We start from the raw sequence: 24199 nt of genomic DNA, 5'->3' as shown, positions 1-24199 counted from the left end.
TCAGGCAGCCTCCTCAAGCTGTTGGGTGGCATCCGGGGCGCCAAAAAGCAGCGTGTCACGGCAGGGCGTGAGATCGCCTTGCTCCAGACTCCGGTGGAAATACCAGGCGCCATCGCGGGTGTCGCCATAAAGCACGGCGCCGACAAGTCGGTTGTTGCGTAAAATCAGGCGGCGGTAATCGCCGTGGTCGGCATCGAGATAGCGCAGTACCTCGTCACCGGGTTCGGGGGTAAGGATGCCGAAGGCATAAAGGTCAACGCCGCTGACCTTGAGCCGGGTTGCACAGGGCGTCAGGGCGTAGCGTCGATCACCACCGCAGAGCCGATCGGCCAGTACCTCGACCTGAGCCCAGATGGGGTCGACCAGTCCAAAGGTGGTGCGCTTGAATTCACAGCACTCGCCCAGTGCCATGATGTGGGCATCGCTGGTGGTCAGTGTGTCATCGACACGAATCGCCTGATCGCAAGCCAGGTCGGCTTCAATACCGAGTTCAGCATTGGGCACGATGCCGGCGGCCACGACGACCAGCCCGGCCCTGAGACGCTCGCCGTCATCCAGTACCACGCCCGAGACGCGCCCACCATCGTCGCTGTCATAGGCAACAGGCTGGCGCCCGAGGCGCAGTGTCAGCCCCCGGTTTTGAAGCGCTTCCAACAGCAGCGCCGCGGCCTGTTCATCGAGCTGGCGGTTCATCAGATGCGTGCCACGATGCACCACGGTGACGTCAAGGCCGCGCTTTCTAAGCCCCACGGCTGCCTCAAGCCCCAGCAGGCCACCTCCGATGACCACGGCGTGACGGGTGTGATGCTCTGCCGCCATCAGCGACGTCACATCCTCGGTGGTGCGAAAGCCGTGAATGCCCGAAAGCTCGGCGCCGGGCAGATCGAAAAGACGCGCGCGTGAGCCGGTCGCGATGATCAGCCGGTCGTAGTCGTGGCGTATTCTCTGGTCATCGATGATCTGGTGGGCCGAACGGTCGATGGCGGTGATACGTCGGCCGCAGTGCAGCGTAATGTTGTGCGCCTCGAACCACTCGCGCGTGCGTAACGTCATCTCGTGTTCGTCGATCTCGCCGGCCAGCAGGGGCGAGAGGAGAATGCGGTTGTAGGCCGGTGTGTGTTCATCACCGAACACGTGAATCTCCGCCGGGCGCTCGGGCCGGCTGACAAGCTGCTCCAGCAGGCGCTGGGTGGCCATGCCATTGCCGATAATCAGCACCTGTCTGGTGGCCAGGGCCTGTGCGGTGTCGTGATCTCTGGTCATGCTCGACCTCCCGGCGTGATGGATTGTCGATGGCGCAGGGGATGCCTGCACAAAAAGCGATATGCCTGTCGTGTCGGAAGGCGGTCATGCACGGTTCGCCCTGCAGTTGATCGAGCGAACGCCGTGCCAGAAATGCGGGAGCCCTTTAATTTCAATTCTTTTCAGGAGCATGTGCGCCGGCATAAAGCACGCAGCGACAAAAATCTCACCAACAGGGTGTCATCAGAGTGCAGCGCGATATCCGCCTGGCCATCTTTTGGTGCACCGATCCCGAAAGGTGAAAACAGGTTGAATGCCAGCCGCCTGCTGTCGCGGCAAAACCCGTCTCATGGCCCGGATATTGCTGATTCAGGCTATCAATAATGGTCGCGCCCCTTTTTGATGAAGATCAGATTTTTCTGCATTGACCTCGACCAAAGTCGATAGTGGGCATGGTGTGGAAGCTGTGACAGGTGCCGTCAATTCGATTAAGGCGGTCAAATAGATCAAAGCGTCGCCTGCCAAAAAGGAGTGTCTGATGCAAACGAACACCACCTGTCCCTACTGCGGGGTTGGCTGTGGCGTAGTGGCCGAGCACGATACAACACGCTGTGACACGCTTGTGAGTGTGACGGGAGATCCATCACATCCGGCCAATCAGGGCAGACTCTGCGTCAAGGGCTCGGCACTGGCACAAACGCTGGGTCATGACGGGCGGCTGACACATCCTCGTATCAACGGTCTTGAGGTCAGCTGGGAAAGGGCGCTTGACGAGGTCGGCGCCCGGCTTGGAAGGATTCGGCAGCAGCACGGCAGTGGTGCCATTGCGGGCTATCTTTCAGGGCAGCTTTTGACCGAGGACTATTACCTCGCCAACAAGTTTTTCAAGGGCTTTGTCGGCACCCCACACGTGGATACCAATTCCCGACTGTGCATGGCCTCGGCCGTGGCGGGCTACAAGCGCGCTCTGGGGGCGGACGCCGTGCCCTGTTGCTATGAGGATCTGGAAGAGGCGGAACTGGTGGTACTGACCGGCAGCAATCTGGCCTGGAACCATCCGGTGCTCTATCAGCGCCTGCGCACGGCCAAACGCCGCAACCCCCTGATGAGAATCGTGGTGATTGATCCGCGGGTGATCGACACCTGCGAGATTGCCGACCTGTATCTACCGATCGCGCCGGGTGGCGATATTGCGCTGTTTAATGGCCTTTTGACTTATATGGCCGGCAAGGGGAGGCTCGATCGCGACTTTATCGAGCGCCACACCGAAGGGTTTGATGAAGCCCTTGCCGCTGCACAGCTTGAAGCGCCTGATATCGAGACCGCCGCTGATCTATGCGGCGTTGATGTCGAGCGGCTGGAGACCTTTTATTACTGGTTTGCCAGTCAACTACACGTGGTGACGCTCTATTCCCAGGGCATCAATCAGTCGAGCAGCGGCACCGACCGGGTCAATGCGATCATCAACTGCCATCTGGCCGGCGGCAGTATCGGCCTGCCGGGGGCGGGGCCCTTCTCGATCACCGGACAGCCCAATGCCATGGGCGGGCGCGAAGTCGGCGGGCTGGCCAACCAGCTGGCGGCGCACATGGATTACCACACGCCCGGCGCGCTGGATCGCGTTACCCGCTTCTGGACCACCCCGGGACTGGTGCCCACGCTGCCCGAGGGACCCGGTCACAAGGCGCTGGCGCTGGTCGAGGCGATCGAGCGTGGCGAGATCCAAGCGCTGTGGATCATGGCCACCAATCCGCTGGTCAGCCTGCCGGACGCCAACCGGGTCCGTGCCGCACTAAAGAAGTGCCCGCTGGTGATTGTCTCCGAATGCATGGCTCGCAACGACACGCTTGAACACGCCGATATCCTCCTGCCGGCCAGCGGCTGGGCAGAAAAGGACGGCACCGTCACCAACTCCGAGCGACGGATTTCGCGCCAGCGCGGAATATTGCCGCCGCCGGGCGAGGCCCGACACGACTGGTGGATCATCTGCGAAGTGGCCCGGCGTATGGGCTTTGGCGAAGCCTTTGCTTACAGCAGCGTGCATGAGGTTTTTGACGAGCATGCTCGGCTGTCGGGTTTTGAAAACGACCCGCAGGCCACGCCGGAGACGGGCTATCGCCTGTTTGATATTTCAGGATTGGCCGGGCTTGATCGCACCCAATATGACGCGCTCGCGCCGATCCAGTGGCCGGTCAATGCCAGTGCGCCACAGGGGACGGCGCGGCTGTTTGAGGACGCTCGCTTCATGACGCCCAGCGGTCGGGCCAGACTGATCGCGGTCGCTTCTCGTCCTGCGATGCAGCGACCCGGTAGCGACACGAGGCTTTTGCTCAATACCGGGCGCATCCGTGATCAGTGGCACACCATGACCCGTACCGCCCGTGCCTCGCGGCTCATGCATCATCGAAGCGAGCCCTTTATCGAAGTGCACCCCGAAGATGCGCGACAGGCCAGCGTACAAAACGGACAGCTCGCACGACTGCACAATCCGCTGGGCGAATATCTGGGCCGCGTGCGCGTGACCACCGCCCAGCCGCAGGGGTCACTTTTCGTGCCCATCCACTGGAACGATCAGTTTGCCCGGCAGGCCCGGGCGTCGGCATTGATTGCAGCCTTCTGTGACCCGGTCTCCGGCCAGCCCGAATCCAAGCAGGGGCGGGTGGCACTGTCACCGGTGCCCGCGCAGTGGGAAGCCTGCCTGCTGCTGGGCAGTGACGTGACCGCACCGCTAGAGGCGTGTGACTGGTGGGCACGCATTCCACTGGCGCACTGTCAGCGCTGGCAGATGGCAGGTGAAAAGGTGCCTGACTGGCGGGTGTGGTGCGAGCGCATGCTGGGCCAGGCGCCCACGCTCTGGAGTGAGGATGAAACCCGAGGTCACTTTCGTGCAGCCTGCCTGCATGGCGGCCGGCTTCTCTGGTGGCTGGCGGTAGCACCGGTCGGCACGCTTAATCCGATGCTGGGGGATATCGGCTGGCTGGATGACTGCTTTGTACTTGAAACCCTTGAGCCCACACAGCGTCGTCGGCTGCTCGCCGGCCGGGCAGCCAGCGGTGAAGATGGCGGGGCCACGGTGTGCAGTTGCCATCAGGTGGGGGAGAAAACCATTGCTCGTGCCATCGCCGGTGGCTGTAAAAGCGTCGAAGCTCTGGGAGAACGGCTGGCCTGCGGGACGCAGTGTGGCTCCTGTATTCCGGAACTCAAAAAGCTCCTCACGGCGCAGACCGAGCGCCGCGAAGAGCCTGTTGAAAGTACGCCGGCCTGACGGCGAGCCTCAGCCGGCATCAAGGCGGAAGTCGTGGATTTCTGCGCTGCCGCTATGCACTTCCATGGTGATGGAGTGGCGGTGCGGCGCCACGAAGCTTGCCAGCGTGACCGAGAGCTGGCGCCGCTCGCCGTTGATCAGCATCTCGACGCTGCCGCGGTCGACCCACCACTGAAGATGAATGCGCCGCCCATCGAGTTCGCCAGCGAGTCGCTCACCCGGAAAGTGCTGATCAAAGCGCGCCACGCCGCTGTGGCCCTCACGTCGGTAAACAACTTCGGTGGTGTCATCACCTGTCGAAAGCCTTAGCCGCTGCTGGGTCCCCTGTTGAAGGGAAAAGTCCAGCTGGCTATTGGCGGTCAGCACCAGCGTCAGTTCACCGCGCACCAGATCCGCGTTCGGCGTGGCCAGTACATGCTGCCCCTGCGTTAACGGCGCTCCAGGGCAGGCCACGTCCAGCGGCGATATGCCATGATCCAGTTCATCGGCAAAACGCTGATGCAGGCGAACACCCTGATCGGTCGCGACCAGATGTAGCGTTCGAGGCAGGGTCATCGCACCGCGCCAGCCGGCCTCGGGCGTGTGGCCGGCGTACTGCCAGTTGTTAAGCCAGGCGATAGCCAGTCGCCGGTCGGGGACATCCGAGAAGCTCTGCACGGCGTAGAAATCGCGCCCCTGATCCATCAGCAGCAGCGGCTCGTCAGGATAGTCGTTGTGAAAGCGCTCGCCGTCGAAGTGGCCGATGAAGTACTGGGTGAAAGAGCCCAGAGTGTCCTGCGGACCTTCGTGATCGATCCCCACGCCCACCACCAGTATCCAGCGGCTGGCCTCTGCCTGGTCGCCTTCGAGAGGCAGTTCGAATAGATCCGGACACTCCCAGGGGCCGTCGGTATGGCATCCCTGCCCATCACCAAATTCGCTGGCCAGCTGCCAGTCGAGCAGGTTGGCAGAGGTGTAGAAGCGGATGTGCTGACCGCAGGCCAGCACCATCACCCATCGTCCGCTCGGAGCGTGATAAATCACCTTCGGGTCGCGAAAGTCGCAAAAACCCGGTGGTGCGATGATGGGATTGCCGGCGTATTTATGCCAGCTGCGACCGTTGTCGCGACTCCAGGCAAGGTGTTGTTCCTGCTCGTAGTGCTCTTCATCGTCGCCCATGAAACGATGAGCGGTATAAAAGGCCACAAGCCCTTCACCACCGTTGAACAGACCACTGGCGTCATGGCGGTCGACCACGGCGCTGCCCGAGAAGCACATGCCGTCATCGTCCGGCGTCAGCGCCACCGGCAAGTGCTGCCAGTGGCACAGATCGCGACTGACCGCATGGCCCCAGTGCATCGGTCCCCAGACAAGACTGTTCGGATGGTACTGGTAGAACAGATGATACTCGCCGTCGTGATACACCAGCCCATTGGGATCATTCATCCAGCCCTGCGGCGGGGTAAAGTGGCGCATCGGTCGTTCGGTCGGGGACGCCTGGGGGGCGGAGCCGGTCATGTCGTTATCCTGTCAGGGGTTGATAAAAGCAGGTGTCACGGGGCGCCCGCCACGACGTGTTCAGCCGTGGCGATGCGATTGCCCCAGCACTGTTGAAAAGGGAATAGACGTCGTCCCGGAAGGCGCGTTGCCGTCCAGCAGCAGCTTCATGGCCTGACGCCCCATCTCGAGATGGGGAAGCGCCATGGTGGTCAGTGACGGTGTTAGCGCGCCGGAGATGGGCTGTTGGTCATCGAAGCTGACGACGGCCAGGTCTCGTCCGGGACCAAGGCCGCGACGCGCCAGCACCAGATAGAGCTGCAGGGCGATGCGATCCTGGCCACAGAGTATCGCTGTGGGTGGCGTCTCTGCGGTCATCAGCTGTGCCATCGCGGACTCGACAAGATATTCTTCCTCGCCGCCCGGCGTACCCACGCAGGCGGTGATAACCGGCATTGATGATGGTTCGATACCGGCCTCAAGCAGGGCATCATGAAAGCCCGTAACGCGCAGTGGTGTGGCCACTGAGCGTGGATTGGGGGCCAGAAAGGCGATATGTCGATGCCCCTCGGCCAGCAGCAGGCGTGTGGCCTGTTGTGCGGCGAGGCGCTCATCGGGCACCAGTGCGGGCAGGGCCGTAGTCGTGCTGAAACCGTTGACCAGCAGCGAGGGCAGCTGCTGCATTTCCAGGGGCAGGGTGACCTCGCGGTGGTAATCGCAGGCGTAGAGCAGGCCGTCGACACGCTGCTCCATCAAAAGCTCGAAAGCGCGGCGGCGGTGGTCGTCACCGGCGTCGGCATCAATGTTGAACAGCATCAGCAGGCGTCCGTGAGCGTCTGCCATCTGCTGGGCACCGCGCAGGATATCTCCCGAGTGAGGCTGAGTGGTGACGCGGTCGGACAAAAAACCGATGATGCGTGATTGATTGCTGCGCATCATGCGGGCCCCGCTGTGGGGCCGATACCCCAGCGCGCGGATCGCCTCGCTCACGCGCTCGCGGGTGGCCGGATTCACCCGCTGATCGCCATTGATGACGCGTGAGACGGTCTTGAAAGAAGTCTCGGCGTGACGTGCCACGTCCTTGATCGACACCATGGTGTTGTTCCTGCGATCTTCATCTCTCACTGCATCAGGCCGCCTGTGCTTTCCGGGTATCGCTTGTAAAGGACTCGCCGTAGACATCCTCGTGGTCCCTTTTGAGCACGAAAAAAGCGTAAACCCCGGCGATGAGCACAATGGCGCTGATGATGGAGAAGGTGGTCTGATAGCCGACATTGTCGCGCAGCATGCCCAGCAGCGGCGATAGAATGATGTTGCCGCCCTGCGCCGAAATCTGAAAGCCGACCAGATAAAGCGTGGCCGACAGCGCCGGATTGAAGTGCAGGGTAAAGTAGCGAAAGATCGCCAGCACGAACAGGGGCACTTCAATGGCGTGAAACATCTTGACCATCGAGATCAGCAGAGGATCGTCAAATACCGCACTGCCCAGAATGCGCAGAAACATCACCATCGAACCCAGCAGGATGGTATTGCGTATGCCGATGCGGTGCATGAGCAGAGGGACCAGGCCCATCATGGCCGCTTCCAGAAAAACCTGAGCGGCATTGAGCATGCCGTAGAACTGCTGCCCGCGGGCGGGCGAGTCAAACAGGCGGGTATAAAACTCGGGAAACATCTGCTGGTCATAGACGGTGTAGAACGTCCAGGAGAAGAACACGAAAACGATCAGCTTCCACAGCGCGCCGATTCTGAACACATCGATCATGTCGCCGAGGGAAGGGACCTGCTGTTCCTGCTCGGTAGGCGCACGAGCTTCTACCGGTGCCTTCCAGACCAGCAGCATCAGCAGCAGGGCAATCCCGAACAGCGAGCCCATCCAGAAGATCAGGCGCGCATCAAGGGTAAACAGAAAGCCTGCCAGCAGCGCCACTACAGCGTAGCCCGCCGAGCCCCACATCCGCGCCTGACCGTATTCAAAGCCGCTGCGGCGGCTGATGCGCTCGGCGATCGCCTCAAACAGCGCGAAGGCGGCCAGAAACCCGGCCGACAGGAACACGGCACCTACCGTCACGCCCAGGGCAAAGCTGTTTTCCAGCAGTGGGCGATAAATCCAGATCATGAAAGGGCCCACCAAAGACGCCGCCGTGGCCGCCAGAATCGCCAGATGCCGACGCGTCCCGAGGCGGTCCTGCAGGGTCCCGTAACCAATCATGAAAAAGAGCGTGGCCAGCGAATTGGCGGCATAGACGATACCGACCGAGGTGCCGTCCAGACCCAGACCGTTTTCCTCGCTGGTCAGCCAGATCTGGTAAAAGGACCACCAGATGCCCCAGGAGGCAAAAAACAGCAACAGGCTGAAAGAGCTCTGCAGGTAAGCGCGTGTCAGTGAAATACCGAGGAAGTGTCTCAAGCCAGTCTCTCCGGGCAGCAAGCGAAACGATCAGCCAGTCAATGATTGTGACAACGTTGTCACGGCCACTGTATGGATCACTGTCACTGGTGTCTTTACGACTTTTGCCCAAGGTCTTGTCAGCAGGAGGGCGATACGAGGTCAGCGATAGCCTGCGGCCTGTAACTCGAAAAGCTCGGCGTAGCGGCCGCCGTCGGCCATCAGCTCGCTGTGGCTGCCGCGCTCGATAATGCGTCCGCGCGCCATGACCACGATTACATCGGCACTTCTGACCGTCGAGAACCGGTGTGAGATCAGAATCGAGGTTTGATGACGGCTGTGGTCGCGAAAGCGGTTGAAGACAGCTGCTTCTGCGGCTGCGTCCATGGCGGCGGTGGGTTCATCAAGAACCAGAATGTCGGCGCTTTCACGCATCCAGGCTCTGGAGAGAGCGATTTTTTGCCATTGGCCGCCGGAGAGTTCCTGACCATCCTTGAACCAGCGCCCGAGCTGTGTGTGATAGCCCGAGGGCAGACGCTGGATGAAGTCATCGGCCAATCCACGCTGCGCTGCTGCCTGCCAGCGTCTCTCATCTTCAAAGGCGTGGGTGTCGCCCACCCCCAGATTTTCGCCCACGGACAGCTGATAGCGTACGAAGTCCTGGAAAATGACGCCGATCCGCTGGCGCAGGACCTGCGTGTCCCAGTCGCGCAGGTCACTGCCATCGAGCAGAATGCGCCCGCTACTCGGATGGTAGAGCCGGGTCAGCAGCTTGATCAGGGTCGTCTTGCCGGAGCCGTTCTCGCCGACCAGGGCCAGACTCTGACCGGGTGCCAGGTGCAGTGAAATGCCATCGAGCACCTGTTCGCCACCGGGGTAGGCAAACCCCACATTTTCAAAGCGGATGCCATCGTCGGGTGACTCGCCTTTGGTCAGGGTACCGGCTTCCCGCTCGGTGGGCTGCTCAAGAAATTCATAAAGATTGGAAAGGTAGAGGTTATCCTCGAACATGCCACTGACGGCCGTGAGACTGGCCGAGAGTGCCCCCTGGCTTTGCTTGAACACCAGCAGATACATGGTCATCTGTCCCAGTGTCAGGGCGCCAATGATGGTCTCAAGCACGACCCAGCCGTAGGCGGCGTAAAAGGTCAGCGTACCCAGAAGCCCCAGCAGAAATCCCCATAGCGTGCGTCTGAGCGTCAGGCGGCGCTCTTCACTGTAGAGATTGTCGAAGATAGCGCGGTAGCGGGCCAGAAAAAGGCGCTCCAGCCCGTAGAGCTTGACCTCCTTGATGCTGTCCTCGCGCGCCAGCAGGGTTTCCAGATAGCGCTGCTCGCGCATCTGCGGGGAACGCCAGCGAAAAAGGCGAAAGGCCTCGCCCGAGAATTTGGCTTCGGACACAAACACCGGAAGGGCGCCGCCCACGATAATCAGCAGTGCCCAGGGAGAGAACTGCACCAGCAGCACGCTGAAACTGGCAAGCGAAATGGCATTTTGCAGCAGTGAAAAGGTTCGAGTCACCAGCGACAGCGGTCGCGTTGAGGCCTCCCGGCGGGCGCGGGTCAGCCGGTCATAAATCTCGGAGTCCTCGAACTGCGACAGCGACAGCTCACCGGCCTTGTCGAGCAGCATGACGTTGACCTTCTGGCCCAGCTGCGCTCGCAAAAGTGACTGCTGGGCATCCAGTACTCGCTGCGCCAGTGCGATCAGGGCAATCAGTCCCCCTTCGATAATGACCAGAGACAGCACCGGTGACAGGACGCTCGACAGGGTCGTGGCCTTTTCAGGCCAGGCAGCCATGGCCTGCACCACACCGTCCACGATCAGCTGGCCCACCCAGGCCACCACGGCCGGCAAGACCCCGGCCACCAGCGTTGCCAGTGCAAGCCCGAGCATCATCAGACGTGACGTTTGCCAGACCAGCAACAGTGCCCGATGGGTATAGCGAAAGACATTGAAAAAATCGCCCGGCACGGTAGCCAGGCGATGTTTGAGGCGAGAGAGAGGCATGATCAAACGGCCATTAGAAGGTCTGACGTGAACGCCTGCGAGGGGTGGCCCCCTGGCGGGGGGCACGGCGCATTCTGATGTTGCCCTGCCAGAGATGGGTCAATGAAGGCATCAGCGGCCTGACCGTCTGGCGTTTGGCGCGCCCCTGGCGCGGGGCCGGTATATCGCGCATGCCTTCTCGTATGCATACGCCCAGACTTGCGATCACGGCCACGCCTGCCATGACAAGGCTGGTAACACTGCTGATGATAACCAGTGCACCGGCAGCAACCCCCAGTGCAATCAGCATGACGGCCAGGCAGATATCGCGTGAAAATCCTCGCCATAGCCCGTAGCCCCCCAGGGTGATGGCAAGAAATGCTATCCATAGCAGACTGATCATGATGTCACGCTCACTTTTGATGGGCGCCTCATGCCCCCATAGATGTGCACCGATGATTTTAGTGCATTTTGTGACAAAAACACCTCAAAGAATGACAGCCATGAATCAAAATGTCGTCATTCTATCGGGCCGTAGTGGCGCCGGCCGGCATTTATGGTGTTTCAGGGTACGTATAACCTCCCAACAGGGCTGATCCGAAACAACCTTTAGTGCCGTCGCGCAGTGGTTTTCCAGGGATCACCCGGTGAGCGGATCCCAAACGACGATTGATCACTGCCGAGCGCACTGGGACATGAATATCCTGTGCGCAAGCGGCCGCTGAGGGGCGGGCATCATGCGCTGGCATGCTATCCTTATCACCAGTAGCGGTACCAGGAACCCGTCAATACACGGGGCACTCTTCGCGCCCATACGCCGCTTTTTCAACGACGCAGGAGCATAGGTCATGGCTATTGGGCATCGCAAAGGCTTGAGCATTGCTGCCGGCATTGCCGTGGTGGTGGCAGGCAGTCTCTATTTTGCCGGCCCCTGGGCCTTGAGAAACTGGGCGGTCGATAAACTTCGGGAAACGACCGGACAGCCGGTAACGATGGAGCATCTAGGCTTCAATCCCTTTACAGCAACTGCTTCGCTGGCGCAATTGACGATCGGTGACAGTGAGTCGCCGATCATTCACGTCGACAAGGGTGAGATCACCCTGGCGTGGCGCACGCTGTGGCAGTCCGGCATTCATATCAAGCGTGTCGACCTGAATGGTCCTCTGCTGCATCTGGTGCAAACGCCTGAAGGTGATCTCAACATTACCCGGCTGGGCGGCAGCGAAGATTCCGGCGAGAGCACCGCACTGAGCATCGACAGCATCAATGCGCATCAGGGGGAGATCGACTGGGTCAATCAGAGTCAGTCGCCATCCACACAGCTGGCGGTGACGGATCTGGCGTTGACGCTTGAAGGCTACGACAGCCGGACATCTTCCCCCATGAAAGGACAGGCGACCGGCACGCTGAATGGCGGTCAGCTCAGTGCCAAAGGGCAGTTTGGCTTAAGTCCGCTGACCGGGGATCTGCAGATGGATGGCCAGCAGATCGGTCTTGATCTAATCAATCCCTGGCTTTCTCAGATGAGCAACGTGCAGGTCGACAAGGGCACTTTAAGCGGTCATGGCACGCTCGCCTTTGGCGAGGCAAGGCAGGGCAGGGTCCAATGGCAGGGGGATCTGGATACGAAGGCAGTGTCCCTGCTGGATGGCCTTGATCGACCGTTATTCAGCGCCGATCAGGCCCGGCTTACGGGCATGGATTTGTTGACCGGTGATCATTTGAGCGCTGATCGACTTTCAATGTCCGGGTCAAAAATGATGGCCATCATTGATGAGCAGGGAGAATTCAACCTGACCAACTCGCTTGGACTGCAGTCAGATGAGTCGTCTGCACCAAAGGGGGATGCCCAGGGTGATGGCGCGCAAGCGAGCGACGCGCAAAAGGACGAACCGCAACAGAACGATTCCTCTCAACAGGGTTCACAGCAGGGTGACTCGTCGCAAAACGGTTCACAGGGCGATGGCATGGCGCTTGCGCTGGGACGTCTGGAGGTTTCCGATGGCGTGTTCAATTTTGAGGACCGGAACATGTCACCAACGGTGAGCCTGGGAATCGACTCGCTCGAGGGCACCATGGAGGACTTTGATACTCGTCGCGACACGCCGACCAGCTATTCCTTCAAGGGGTTCGAGAGTCAGCGAACGCCCGTTGTCATCGAAGGCAGGTTCAATGCTTCCGAGCCCTCGGGTGTGATGCATCTGGTCGTCGATCGACTGCCGCTTGAACGGTTTGCACCCTATATCCAGCGCTTTGGCGGATACCGGATCGAGCAGGGGACAGCGGATCTGGACCTGAGCTACCGGCTTCGTGATGGCCACCTTGATGCCGATAACCATGTGGTCCTGCGCCAGCTTGATCTGGGCGAAGAAGTGCCCGAGGGCGATACCTCCCTGCCGCTGAAAAAGCTGATCGGTATCTTGAAGGGTGACGATGGCGTGATCAATCTCGACATTCCCATCAACGCATCGGTAGAGGGCGCAGGTATCGATGTCAGCAAGGTTATATGGCAGGTTATCGGCGAGGCAATGGAGAACATGGTGACATCGCCCATCGAGACACTCGATGCCATGATCAATGGGGATGACGATGACACAGCGGATAAATCGTCCGGGCGCTATACCGAAGGCCCCCTGTCACAGGTGGCCACCGAGCCGCATGATGATTGAGTGCTGGACAAGGATATGAAGGCGGCATGAAAACGGATAATGGGCAGTGGCCCCGATGGAGCCATGGCGTACGACCCGGTGCATCAGCGCTTTTGCTTGCTGCGCTGATCAGCGGTTGCGCCAGTTATGAGGGTATTGAGCCTGAGGGCAAAATGGTGTCGCTCAATCGGCTGTCGGCCCTTCAGGCCGTAAAGGATGTCACTATCTCCTCGGCCAACTGGCCGGATCGTCAGTGGTGGAATGCACTGGGTGATCCGCATCTGGAGGCCCTGATTCAGGAGGCACTGGCGGATTCTCCCGATATGGACGTTGCTCTGGCGCGCCTGCGCTCAGCCAATGCAGCCGTTGGTCAGGCCGGAGCCGAGCGTCTGCCAACAGTGGATGGCTCTGCCACGCTGTCGCGCTCGCGGGTCTCTGAAGTCGATGATCCTCAGGGGCAGGGCAATCTCTATAGTACGAGCCGTGGGCTGTCATCGAATTTCAGTTACGACGTGGATTTGTGGGGTGGACATCGAGCCGCCTGGTCAGCCGCACTGGGGGAAGCCCGCGCCACCGAGATCGATTTGCACGAGGCGGCGCTGACGCTGTCGGTGAATGTGGCTCGCGCCTATGTACAGCTCGCAGGCGATTACGCTCTGATGGATATTGCTCGGCAGCAGCTTGAACGGGCACAAACCATTGATAACACCAACCAGCAGCTTCAGCAGGCCGGTCTGAGCGATCAGTCGGCACGGCTGCAGTCACGCTCCAGTGTCTCCACCGCACGCCAGGCGCTGGAATCGGCCGAGCAGGCTGTGCGAAGTGATCGAATTTCGCTGGGGGTGCTGCTGGGCAAGGGCCCGGATCGCGGGTTTGGCATCGAGCGCCCCCGGCCGCTGTCTCCGGCGCTGCTGTCGTTGCCTTCGGTCGTGCCAGCCGAACTGGTCGGGCGGCGTCCGGATGTGGTCGCGGCGCGCTGGCGGGTGGAGGCCCAGACCCAGCAGATCAAGGCGGACAAGGCGCAGTTCTATCCCAACCTTAACCTGAGTGCGATGGCCGGTTTCAGCTCACGGCTGGGCAGCTATTTCTTCGCGGAACCGGCCAAAAGCTGGAGTGTCTCCCCGGCGCTGTCACTGCCGATTTTTGAGGGTGGGCGCCTTCGTGCCAATCTGGACAGCACCGAAGCGGATTACGATCTGGCCGTGGCGCAGTACAACCAGACCGTGATTTCGGCGCTGGGCACCGTGGCCGATACCATTACATCCGTTCAGTCACTGGATCGTCAGCGTCAGTCGCTTGAAAAGGCGCGCGATAACGCTCAGCAGGCCTTTGATCTGGCACTTGAGCGCTTTCAGGCCGGCATCACCAACTATCTACAGGTGTTGAGTACCCAGCAGCAGTTGCTCGATGCCCAGCAGTCGCTGGTCAGCCTAAACAGCCAGTTGGTAGATACCTCGATTCAGCTGGTACAGGCGCTGGGCGGTGGTTTTCATGAGGGGCTTGATGTGCCGCATGCTTCTGGAGGCTATCCGCACGCGCCCAATCCACAGACAACAGGCAGGTCTCCTGCCCCGTCGGATTCCTGAGCTGGTTGTTGAGAAAGGCTGCCATAAAAAAACGCCCCATGAAGGGGCGTTTTTTGTGGCCGGTACATCATGGGATGAGGCAGGGGATCAGGACTCGTCGTCCTTGTCCTTCTTGTCATCATGATGGACCTGAGCCACGGCACGGTTGTTGTCGGCCGTTTCAAGCTTGGCCAGAAGTTCTTTTGACTCGGTCTTGAAGCTTGCCAGCTCCTTGCCGGTCAGTGAACGTCCGCCCGGCAGTTTGACGCGCATGGCATTGACCTGTGAGCCATTGGCGATGATCTCATAGTGAAGATGCGCGCCGGTACTGCGGCCGGTATTGCCTGATTTGGCGATTTCCTGCCCCATCTTCACGCGCTGACCTGGTTTGACCTCCGGCTTTGAAAGGTGGAGATAACGGGTTTGATAGCCATTGTCATGGGTGATCACGATATATTTGCCGGCCAGCGGATGACTGACCACCTTCGTGACACGACCATCGGCCGGGGCGCGAACTGTAGTGCCGACCGGCATGGCAAAATCGGTGCCCTTATGGGGAGAGATGCGCCCCGTGATCGGATGATGCCGCTTGAGATTGAACGGCGAGCTGATGCGATAGTGCCCCTTGAAGGGATAACGGTTGAACGCCGGGTCAAGGCCCTTGCCGTCGGGCGTATAGTAATCGCCGTCATGACGCAGGATAGTGAGATCGTCGCGACCTTCGTAATGGGCCGCCAGAATGCGGGAGTCGAAGGGCTGGCCATCAATCACATCCGACTCGACCAGAACCTGAAACCTGTCGCCGGCGCGGGCCGAACGGCTGAAGTCGAGCTTTTTGCCCAGCACCGAGATCAGCTCGGCCACTTCGCCGCTGGAAAGGCCGGTAGCGCGTGCCGATGAACCGAAGCTGCCACTGACCGTTCCGGCGAAAAGCCGCTGTGTGGCTTCACCGGTACGTTCAATGTCGTTGACGGCAAAGCTTTCATCAGCACTGTCGCGCTCGAACAGATAGCCGCGGCGCGTATTCTGCATGACGCGCAGCGCCAGCAGGTGGCCATCCTTGTCGACCTTGTAGTCCAGCTCGTTGCCAACGCGAAGATTGGTCAGTGCCTTTTTGTCAGGCGCATCATCAATCAGTTTGAGCACTTCGCTGTAACCCAGCCCCAGACTGTGCTCTGCAAGCTCTGCAAAGGTATCGCCCTTTTGAACCTTGTAGGTCTGCCATTCGGGCGTATAGGGCTCGCGGGTCTCGATCTGGCTGCTCAGTGAGAACTGATCGTTGAGGCTTTCATCGCCGGAACCGGTGTAATCACCGGTGTCGTCGTCGTTGAAGTTATCGACGTAGGACGTATGACCGCTCAGACCATTACCCATGCCCGTGACATGATCGGCGCGGGCAATGGCCATCTCGTCATTATCGGTGGCGAGGTCGTTGCCAAGCATTGCCTCGGCATTCATGGCAGAGAGGTTGGAAGCCACGGCCAGCGCCTGTTTGACGTTGAGCTGGCTGGTGTTGGCAACACGTTCTGGTGCAGGTGTCGCCAGTGCCAGTGCGCCGGCAATCTCGAGATGCGTTGGCTGGCTGAAGGCGCGCGCCTGCTCCTGTGTGTCCGCAAGCGCAATGCTAATAGGCTGTGTCGCCTGTTGAAATTCTGCGACCGTGGCATCGGTCGCAGCCGAGGTGTTCGTATTCTGGTAAAGCTGATGCGCACCCAACACGCCAACCATGGCGGTAACCGGTAACAATAAGAGCCTGTGCGTGCGGGGTAGCGAACGAAAAATTCGCAACATGATTGTGAGCGCCGTATACAGATAGATAAAAGGGATAAAGGCCGGATTACCTTACCTCAAGGGCAATGATATGCCTAGTGCGAACGCCATTAAATTGACCACCTTTATTGCAGGTTAATACGTCCTGTACATGCGCTTGATTGTGCTGCGAGTCATTGTGAAATTATTGTACAGGAATAATTTTTTGAATTAGAGGTATGACATACCTGGTTGGCATGGCTTTTCCTGCCGCCGCCGCATGGCTGTCGTGCTGACGCCCCGGGATACACCCTCATATGGCTGTAGAAGATGTATCGATTATGGTTGTTTGACACTGGATGTATGAACAGTTTTTTGATGCTGAACCTGAAATGCACGTGATGCCTTTTTTATGCATTAATCCTGTAAATGGTGAGTTGTTTTTAGAAAAAAAAGACTTTAAAAAGACACATATTTTTTAAAAAATGACCGGTATTAAAAATAAATTTAAAGGATGTTTTGAATACCGATTTAATCCGCATTGTATTATTTTGTTATGTTGAAAAGGGGTTTTGTTTTTCTTCTTTATGTCGGGTGTTAATGATCTCTTACGTAGCGGATTATACTGATACTGTGCTGATCGAAGCATTTAGCTGCATGATTGGAAAGAATTTTTCAGTGCAGAATTGATCTAATAGGTCGTATAAAACATATCGATGCTCTCTTTGGTTGACAGGATGTAACATGGCCCGAGTCACGCTGGTCCAATGGAAAATGCTGGCAGCGGTGGTGGATCATGGTGGCTTCGTGCGTGCTGCAGAAGCGATCCATAAAAGCCCTTCAAGCATCAATCATGCCGTCCACAAGCTTGAAGCCCAGCTGGGGGTGCAGCTGCTTGATACCAGCGGTCGACAGCTGCGCCTGACCGAGTCGGGAGAGATGCTGCTGCGCCGGGCACGTCAGCTGCTGGAAAGTGCCGATACTCTTGAAGCCGTTGCAGACAGTCTCTCGGGAGGGCTTGAGGCCGAGATCGCCATCGCGATCGATCAGATTCTCGGGCCTGAAACATTGTGTTATGCCCTTGACCGGTTTTCTGACCGGTATCCGCATACGCGGATTCAGCTTCATGAGGCGGTGCTCAACGGTGGGATAGAGATGTTGCTGGACAATCGCGTGGATCTTTTGATCTGCGGTCTGCCGGTGCCGGGTTACCTGGGCGAGCTTTTGGGCGCCATCCGCTTCATCGCCGTGGCGCACCCCGATCATGCGTTGCATCAGCTGAATCGACCTCTGGATTTGCGTGATCTTCGACAGCACCGCCAGATCGTGACGCGAGATTCCGCTCTGCGCGAACAAAACGACAGTGGCTGGCTCAAGGCCGAACAGCGTTGGACGGTCTCTCATGTTGCGACCTGTCTGGATATTCTGACCCGCGGCCTGGGGTTTGCCTGGGTATCGCAGCCCCGGGTTCAGCCCCTGCTGGACAATGGACAGCTCAAGGCGCTGCCGCTGCAGGCCGGTGGCATCCGGGAAGTGCCGCTTTCTCTATACATCAATGATATGGAGGGTGTGGGACCGGCCGTTCAGGCCATGGCAGAGGCGCTGCGCCTTGAGTTTCGGACCTGATGGTTTAAAGGCAGGGCAGGGGGCTGGCCGATTGAGGTGTCAACGACGCCAGGAGCGACTATCCTCACGGCCCGAACATGCGTTTCCCGGTGAGGGCTTGATCCGGGCAAGGAGACTGTCATGGGTTTACTGGTTGAAGGGCAGTGGGTAGACCGCTGGTATGACACCAAAGGTAATAACGGCGAGTTTGTTCGCGAGTCGGCAAAGCTGCGGGACTGGGTGACGCCTGACGGTGACCCTGGTCCGGAGGGGCAAAAAAGCGTCAGCGCCGGCAGCAATCGCTTTCATCTTTATGTTTCGCTGGCCTGTCCGTGGGCGCATCGTGCGCTGATCATGCGTCGCCTGAAAGGGCTATCCGAGCTGATGGGCGTGTCCATCACCAGTCCGTACATGCTGGATGAGGGTTGGACATACGAGCTCGATGAAGGCTCAAGTGGTGATCCGGTTAATGGCGTGCGTCGCCACTATCAGCTTTATACGTTGACGGACCCGCACTATACGGGGCGCGTCACGGTTCCTGTGCTGTGGGACAAGAAGATATCGCGCATTGTCAATAATGAATCTTCCGATCTGATGCGTATCTTCAACACGGCGTTTGATGAGCTGACCGGCAATCATCTTGACCTTTATCCCGTGCCACTGCGCGACGAGATCGACCGTCTCAACGCTGAGGTGTATGACCGGGTCAATAACGGCGTCTACAAGGCCGGGTTTGCCACTGATCAGAAAGTGTATGAAACGCATGTCACTGCGCTTTTTGAAACGCTGGATCGACTGGAAGGGTTGCTCGACGAGCGCCGTTACCTTGCCGGCGAATATCTGACCGAAGCCGACATCCGCCTTTTTACAACGCTTGTCCGTTTTGACAGCGTCTATTACAGCCACTTCAAGTGCAATCTTCGTCGCATCGAGGATTACCCGGCGCTGTCGAACTACCTGCGTGAACTCTACCAGTGGCCGGAGATTGCCGAGACCGTCAACATGGCGCACATCAAGCGCCATTACTATGGCAGCCATCCGGGAATCAATCCCAACGCCATTGTGCCGCTGGGCCCCGAGCTTGATCTTGATCGTCCGCACGATCGCGAGCGTCTGCCCGGCAAGGGCATCTGGCAGTCCCATCACGACTAAACGGCCAATTGACGCACCGTAGATCACCCCCATCAGCAGGGGCCATCAATGTGATGGCGCCCTGTCATTTCGCATGTCTTCGACTTTCGGCGTGCACTACCGACCCGGCTGTGATAGATTATGTCCACCTCGCTTGTGAAGACCCTGCCATCTCTGCTGATTCGCCCCCATTGAGACTGCCGTTGCGTAGGGGACGATTCTCCAAGGCGCCATAGCGCCCACGCATCGATGGAGCATTGGGCACCATACGACGGCAGTGACTGCCACGACCTGTCGGTCGCCGCGTATGACGTGTTGCCCAGATGCAATAACGGTCGCCACATGCCACGGATGTCGTCGTTTGTTCGTCTGTTGTGCGGACAAATCGTGACGATACGAGTGCGACCGGTCCGGGAACCATCCGATATGTCTATCGTCCGATGAGTGTCTCCCGACCAGACATTTTCCCCCGCCGGCCCAATGCCGGCTTATAAGGTGTGACATGACTTCTACTTCCGTTGCCTCGCCGACTTTCGGTGACATGGCGCTGCTGCCTGCTGTTCTCGAATCTCTTGTATCTCTGGGCTACGAAACACCGTCTCCCATTCAGGCGCAGACCATTCCATCGCTTCTGGAAGGCGCTGACCTTTTGGGTCAGGCGCAAACCGGCACCGGCAAAACGGCAGCCTTTGCCTTGCCGCTGCTCTCCAAACTTGATCTTGAGCGTCGCGAACCGCAGGTGCTGGTACTGGCCCCGACACGCGAACTCGCCCAGCAGGTTGCCGTAGCCTTCAGTCGCTATGGTCAGAACATCAAGGGTCTTGAGGTCGTCACGCTGTGCGGTGGTCAGGACTACCGCGAACAGATGCGCGGCCTGAAAAGCGGCGGCCAGATCGTCGTGGGTACGCCGGGTCGCGTCATTGACCACCTGGACCGCGGCTCGCTGAGCCTGACCGGCCTGAATGCGCTGGTGCTCGACGAAGCCGACGAAATGCTTCGCATGGGCTTCATTGATGACGTCAAGCGCGTCCTCAAGGACACCCCGACCGATGCGCAGCGCGTGTTCTTCTCCGCCACGCTGCCACCGGAAATTTCTCGCATCGTCAGCCGCTATCTGGTTGACCCGATTACCGTGCAGATCGAAGCGCGTGCGGCCACAACCACCATTCAGCAGCGTCTGTGTCGCGTTGAAGGCCCGGCCAAGATTGAAGCACTGGCTCGAATCGTCGAAGTCGAAGCCGTTGATGCAGCCATCGTTTTCGTACGAACTCGTGCCTCCTGCACCACGCTGGTTGATCAGCTGGTCGCCCGTGGCATTGCCGCGGCGCCGCTGTCCGGTGATCTCGATCAGAGCCTGCGTGAGCGCACCGTGCAGCGCCTGAAAAAGGGCAAGGTCGATGTGCTGGTGGCCACCGACGTCGCCGCCCGTGGTCTCGATGTACCGCGTATCACGCACGTCATCAACTTTGATATGCCCCACGACACCGAAGCCTATATCCACCGCATCGGCCGTACCGGCCGTGCTGGTCGTGAAGGCACGGCAATCACCTTTGCCGGGGGTCGTGAAGTGCGCAAGATCCGCTGGCTCGAGCAGGCCACCGGACAGAAAATTGAAATCATGGAGCTTCCTGACGAGAAGACCATGCGTGCGCACCGTGACGAGAAGTTCAAGGCGCGTGCCGAAGCCATGCTCGAGCGTGGTCATGAGCATCAGCGTGCAATGGTCGAATCACTGCTGGAAGAGGGGATCGATCCAATCGATCTGGCCTGCGTCTTTGCAAGCCTTGCCCGTGCTGGAGAGCCGCCGATTCGCTCGCTGCCGAAGTCCAATCCGCGCAGCGAACGTCCTGAGCGTGGCGATCGTCCGGAGAAGGGCGGTGAGCGCCGGGCGCCGCGTCGTCAGGGTGGTTCGACAGAAGGCATGACCCGTTATCGCCTTGCCGTTGGCCATCGCGACAACATCAAGCCGGGCCAGCTGGTCGGTGCACTCGCCAATGAAGGCGGCATCGAAGGCGCCCGTATCGGTCGCATTGATATCCGTCAGACGCACAGCCTCGTCGAGCTGCCCACCAGCCTGCCCGAGACCGTGCTGGCCAAGATGGCACGTGCGCGTGTCGGTGGCCGCCCGCTCGAGATCAGCAAGGACAGCGGTCGCCCCGAAGGCGGTCAGAGCGAAGGTCGCACCGAGCGTCGCCAGCAGGCCTCCTGAGGTCGTGATGCCGGTGCGTTAACAGGCGCACCCGCATGACAGGCATGACGAAAGGCCCCCTGCCTACCGGCAGGGGGCCTTTTTGTATGTCGGGTCTCGTGGTGCGTCAGGAATCGGCATGGTTTATGGAAGTGGCGCGTCATGACAGGCGTTGTCTACGCTCACACCACAGTCAAAGGATACGATGATCAGGAGGGTGCATGGCATCAAAACGCCAGCCATTGCATGAATGGACCATTGAGCCCGAAAGCGCCATCGCGCTACAGAAATTACTGGCACCGCGCATCGTATGCTGTGACCAGACAGGAGAGATCAGCCATATCGCCGGCGTGGATATCGGTTTTGAAGAAGGTGGAGAGACCACGCGTGCGGTGATCGTCGTCATGCGCTGGCCGTCGCTGGAAATCGTTGAGCGCGTGTTGCATCGCACCCCCACAAGGATGCCCTACATTCCCGGGCTTTTGAGTTTTCGAGAGTTGCCGGCGGCGCTTGAAGCCTTCGAGCAGCTTTCCATCACGCCTGATCTGCTGATGGTGGACGGCATGGGCATTGCGCACCCACGTCGTCTGGGCATTGCCGCGCATCTGGGGCTCTGGCTCGATATACCGGCCATCGGTGTCGGCAAAAGCCGCTTGTGCGGCCGGAATGATGAGGTACCCGAAGCGCGCGGCAGCTGGGTCCCTCTGACCCATCGCAATGAGACCATCGGGGCTGTTTTGCGCACGCGTGAGCAGGTCAAGCCGCTTTATATCTCGATCGGCCACCGGATATCGCTCGAAAGGTCGATTCACTGGGTGATGCAGTGTCTGACCCGTTATAAGCTGCCCGAGCCGACACGACAGGCCGACCGCCTTGCCTCTCGCCGTACTGCCGAGACGCGCTGCCCTGAAGGTGATGCCGCGCCCGAGCAGGATACGCTGCCGTTCTGAAAATATACCGTTACCCTTATCGAATGGCTCAGTGTCCCTGGTTGAGCCATTTCAGCAGTGCTGCATGAAAGCGCTCAGGCGCCTGTACCTGAGGTGAGTGGCCCAGATCCTCAAAATGAACATAGGTGGATGCCGGAATCTGTTCGGCGATTTTCGGCCCCAGCTCGTCGTAATGGCCCAATGTTTTTTGAATCTCTTTGGATGCCAGACCCTTGCCAACCGCGGTGTTGTCCTTGTCGCCGACAATCAATAGCGTGGGCACCTTGAGGTCGCCGAACTCGTAAACGATGGGCTGAGTGAAGACCATGTCGTAGGTCAGCGCCTGACTCCAGGCATTAATGTCACGCCCTTCACCGCGATACATGCCGGCCTGCATCTCGACCCAGCGGTCATATTCGGGTTGCCACTGACCGGCATAGTAGGTCTCTTTTTGATAGGTGCGCATCTTCTCGGCGCTGGCCTTCTTGCCGCTTTCATACCAGTCGTCGATCGACTGCCAGGGCACGCCCTTTGCCTTCCAGTCTTCCAGCCCGATGGGGTCAACCAGCACCAGCTGGTGGGTGGCCTCGGGGTACATCAGGGTGTAACGGGTGGCCAGCATGCCGCCCATCGAGTGGCCCATGATGGTGGCGCGTTCGATCCCGATATGTGACAGCAAAGCATTCGTGTTGGCGGCCAGCTGATGAAGACTGTACTGGTAGTGCTGCGGCTTGCTGGATTTACAAAAACCGATCTGATCCGGGGCAATCACGCGATACCCTTTTTGCGTCAGCGCCTTGATGGTGCTCTCCCAGGTTGCGGCGCAAAAGTTCTTGCCATGCATCAGCACGACCGTCTCCCCGTTGGATTTACCCTGTGGGGCCACGTCCATATACATCATTTCAAGGGACTGCTGCTGAGAGTCCAGCTCGAAGCGGTGCAGGGACCAAGGGTAGTCGAATCCTTCCAGCCGGGGACCATAGACCGGGGCATCATCGGGGGTGTTATCCCCGGCCATGGCAGGCAGGGTCAAAGAAGCCAGTAGTGGGATCAGCAAAAGCGAGCGCATGACATATTTCCTTGCCAGACATCGTGGGGCGATGCCATGGGAGTGAAGACATTGATCGTTGGATGGCGCTCTCCAGTCTGGCAAAAAATGACCGCTCGCCAAGAAACCAACACGATATTTTAAGCTCCCCTCAAGACCCGTAGCGCACGGTCGGGCACGGCCCTGGAGGATTTGACCTGTCATGATCCTTCACTACAGGCGACATGCAGGCCCTGTATCCCGGCATGGTCGGCACGCGGCGCTGTCGAAGTGTTCGTTTGTTTGCCATGATATGACCCCTGAACCCACTACGCCCATCGCAATGAAAGGACCCCTGTCCATGCAGAAAAAAGGTATTGGCGATTTCTTTTTTACCATCGTTTTATGGATCCTGATCGGTGGTCTGGCTCAGTGGCTGATGCAGCACCAGCTCAATGGCGGGGAGGGCAGTGCAGCGATGACCGGCATTTCCACCGGCAGTAGCACGGCTGAAGGCGTCGGCTTTTCCTCCTACTGGAGTGCTCTGGGGTTGGTCTCGCTGTTTTTCGCCGTTATTGCTTTCATGGCACGTGATCTGATGCGTGATAATCCGGTGACGAGATCCCTGAAAGTGATCGGCACGCGTCTTCTGAGCACGACCTTTGATATCGGTCTTTTTGCACTCGGCGGTACGCTCTTTTTGATGTTGAGCCCGGGTGCGGTCAATACAGTGCCGCAGTGGCAGGCACTTTTCATTGGCATCAGCCTGCCGTTTTTCATCGTTATTCTGGTGGTGCTGGGCGTGATCTGGTGTCTGCTGAGATTCTCGCGTCTGTCGCTGGTCAGCATTCCGGCCCTTGAGTTCAAGCCGCTGATCCGGGTGGCGCTGTATGTGGGCCTGCTGGCGATTCTGGTACTGGCTGCTTGGCTTGCGATATAAACCGTGCTCGATGTGAAAGTGCTCGATGTAAAAAAGGGCCTCTACGGAGGCCCTTT

Annotated in this window: 16 protein-coding genes; 8 read left to right on the top strand and 8 right to left on the bottom strand. The window is 59.1% G+C overall.

Going from position 1 to position 24199, the window contains the following annotated elements:
* Complete coding sequence (locus KSP9073_RS07605) at nt 1-1263, bottom strand: NAD(P)/FAD-dependent oxidoreductase (protein WP_108842378.1); 1263 nt, start codon at nt 1261-1263, stop codon at nt 1-3.
* Nucleotides 1264-1780: 517 nt separating this feature from the next.
* On the opposite strand from KSP9073_RS07605, the gene KSP9073_RS07600 reads away from it, so the two are divergent.
* Nucleotides 1781-4507 (top strand): nitrate reductase, encoded by a 2727-nt coding sequence (locus KSP9073_RS07600; protein ID WP_108842377.1) that lies wholly within the window; start codon nt 1781-1783, stop codon nt 4505-4507.
* 9 nt (nt 4508-4516) lie between these two features.
* Here KSP9073_RS07600 and KSP9073_RS07595 read toward each other — a convergent pair whose 3' ends face one another.
* From KSP9073_RS07595 to KSP9073_RS07575, 5 genes are all read right to left on the bottom strand, one after another.
* Nucleotides 4517-6004: a glycoside hydrolase family 32 protein gene (locus KSP9073_RS07595; protein WP_108842376.1), complete on the bottom strand. Its 1488-nt coding sequence runs from the start codon at nt 6002-6004 to the stop codon at nt 4517-4519.
* A gap of 60 nt (nt 6005-6064) precedes the next feature.
* Entirely contained in the window at nt 6065-7078 is a 1014-nt protein-coding gene (locus KSP9073_RS07590; RefSeq protein ID WP_165814203.1) for a LacI family DNA-binding transcriptional regulator, read from the bottom strand.
* Between the two features lie 34 nt (nt 7079-7112).
* Nucleotides 7113-8393 carry an oligosaccharide MFS transporter gene (locus KSP9073_RS07585; RefSeq protein WP_108842374.1) on the bottom strand — a complete coding sequence of 427 codons (1281 nt, stop codon included), beginning with the start codon at nt 8391-8393 and terminating at the stop codon, nt 7113-7115.
* Nucleotides 8394-8534: 141 nt separating this feature from the next.
* Nucleotides 8535-10382: an ABC transporter ATP-binding protein gene (locus KSP9073_RS07580; protein ID WP_108842373.1), complete on the bottom strand. Its 1848-nt coding sequence runs from the start codon at nt 10380-10382 to the stop codon at nt 8535-8537.
* 13 nt (nt 10383-10395) lie between these two features.
* Nucleotides 10396-10764 carry a hypothetical protein gene (locus KSP9073_RS07575; RefSeq protein ID WP_108842372.1) on the bottom strand — a complete coding sequence of 123 codons (369 nt, stop codon included), beginning with the start codon at nt 10762-10764 and terminating at the stop codon, nt 10396-10398.
* 445 nt (nt 10765-11209) lie between these two features.
* On the opposite strand from KSP9073_RS07575, the gene KSP9073_RS07570 reads away from it, so the two are divergent.
* On the top strand, nt 11210-13030 hold the full coding sequence (locus KSP9073_RS07570; RefSeq protein WP_108842371.1) for a DUF748 domain-containing protein: 1821 nt from the start codon (nt 11210-11212) through the stop codon (nt 13028-13030).
* Nucleotides 13031-13056: 26 nt separating this feature from the next.
* Nucleotides 13057-14595 carry an efflux transporter outer membrane subunit gene (locus KSP9073_RS07565; protein WP_108842370.1) on the top strand — a complete coding sequence of 513 codons (1539 nt, stop codon included), beginning with the start codon at nt 13057-13059 and terminating at the stop codon, nt 14593-14595.
* Between the two features lie 87 nt (nt 14596-14682).
* Here the strand turns inward: KSP9073_RS07565 and KSP9073_RS07560 are convergent, their stop codons facing one another.
* Nucleotides 14683-16302 carry a peptidoglycan DD-metalloendopeptidase family protein gene (locus tag KSP9073_RS07560; protein WP_108842369.1) on the bottom strand — a complete coding sequence of 540 codons (1620 nt, stop codon included), beginning with the start codon at nt 16300-16302 and terminating at the stop codon, nt 14683-14685.
* Nucleotides 16303-17067: 765 nt separating this feature from the next.
* Between KSP9073_RS07560 and KSP9073_RS07555 the strand changes: the two genes are divergently transcribed.
* From KSP9073_RS07555 to nfi, 4 genes are all read left to right on the top strand, one after another.
* Entirely contained in the window at nt 17068-17949 is an 882-nt protein-coding gene (locus tag KSP9073_RS07555) for a LysR family transcriptional regulator (RefSeq protein ID WP_108842368.1), read from the top strand.
* Nucleotides 17950-18069: 120 nt separating this feature from the next.
* Nucleotides 18070-19080, top strand: coding sequence for a glutathione S-transferase family protein (locus KSP9073_RS07550; protein WP_108842367.1), 1011 nt, complete (start codon nt 18070-18072; stop codon nt 19078-19080).
* Nucleotides 19081-19561: 481 nt separating this feature from the next.
* Nucleotides 19562-21268 (top strand): DEAD/DEAH box helicase, encoded by a 1707-nt coding sequence (locus KSP9073_RS07545; RefSeq protein WP_108842366.1) that lies wholly within the window; start codon nt 19562-19564, stop codon nt 21266-21268.
* Between the two features lie 200 nt (nt 21269-21468).
* The gene (nfi, locus tag KSP9073_RS07540; protein ID WP_108842365.1) at nt 21469-22197 is read left to right on the top strand and encodes a deoxyribonuclease V; all 729 of its coding nucleotides are present in this window, start codon (nt 21469-21471) and stop codon (nt 22195-22197) included.
* Nucleotides 22198-22225: 28 nt separating this feature from the next.
* On the opposite strand, the gene KSP9073_RS07535 is transcribed toward nfi, so the two are convergent.
* Nucleotides 22226-23245, bottom strand: coding sequence for an alpha/beta fold hydrolase (locus tag KSP9073_RS07535; RefSeq protein ID WP_108842364.1), 1020 nt, complete (start codon nt 23243-23245; stop codon nt 22226-22228).
* 319 nt (nt 23246-23564) lie between these two features.
* Between KSP9073_RS07535 and KSP9073_RS07530 the strand changes: the two genes are divergently transcribed.
* Nucleotides 23565-24143: a hypothetical protein gene (locus tag KSP9073_RS07530; protein WP_108842363.1), complete on the top strand. Its 579-nt coding sequence runs from the start codon at nt 23565-23567 to the stop codon at nt 24141-24143.
* The last annotated feature ends 56 nt before the right edge of the window (nt 24144-24199 follow it).

The sequence above is a fragment of the Kushneria phyllosphaerae genome (assembly GCF_900312995.1).
In the GTDB taxonomy this organism is placed as follows: domain Bacteria; phylum Pseudomonadota; class Gammaproteobacteria; order Pseudomonadales; family Halomonadaceae; genus Kushneria; species Kushneria phyllosphaerae.
The sequence above is the reverse complement of the archived record's forward strand: the minus strand, read 5'-3'. Positions and strand labels throughout refer to the sequence as shown.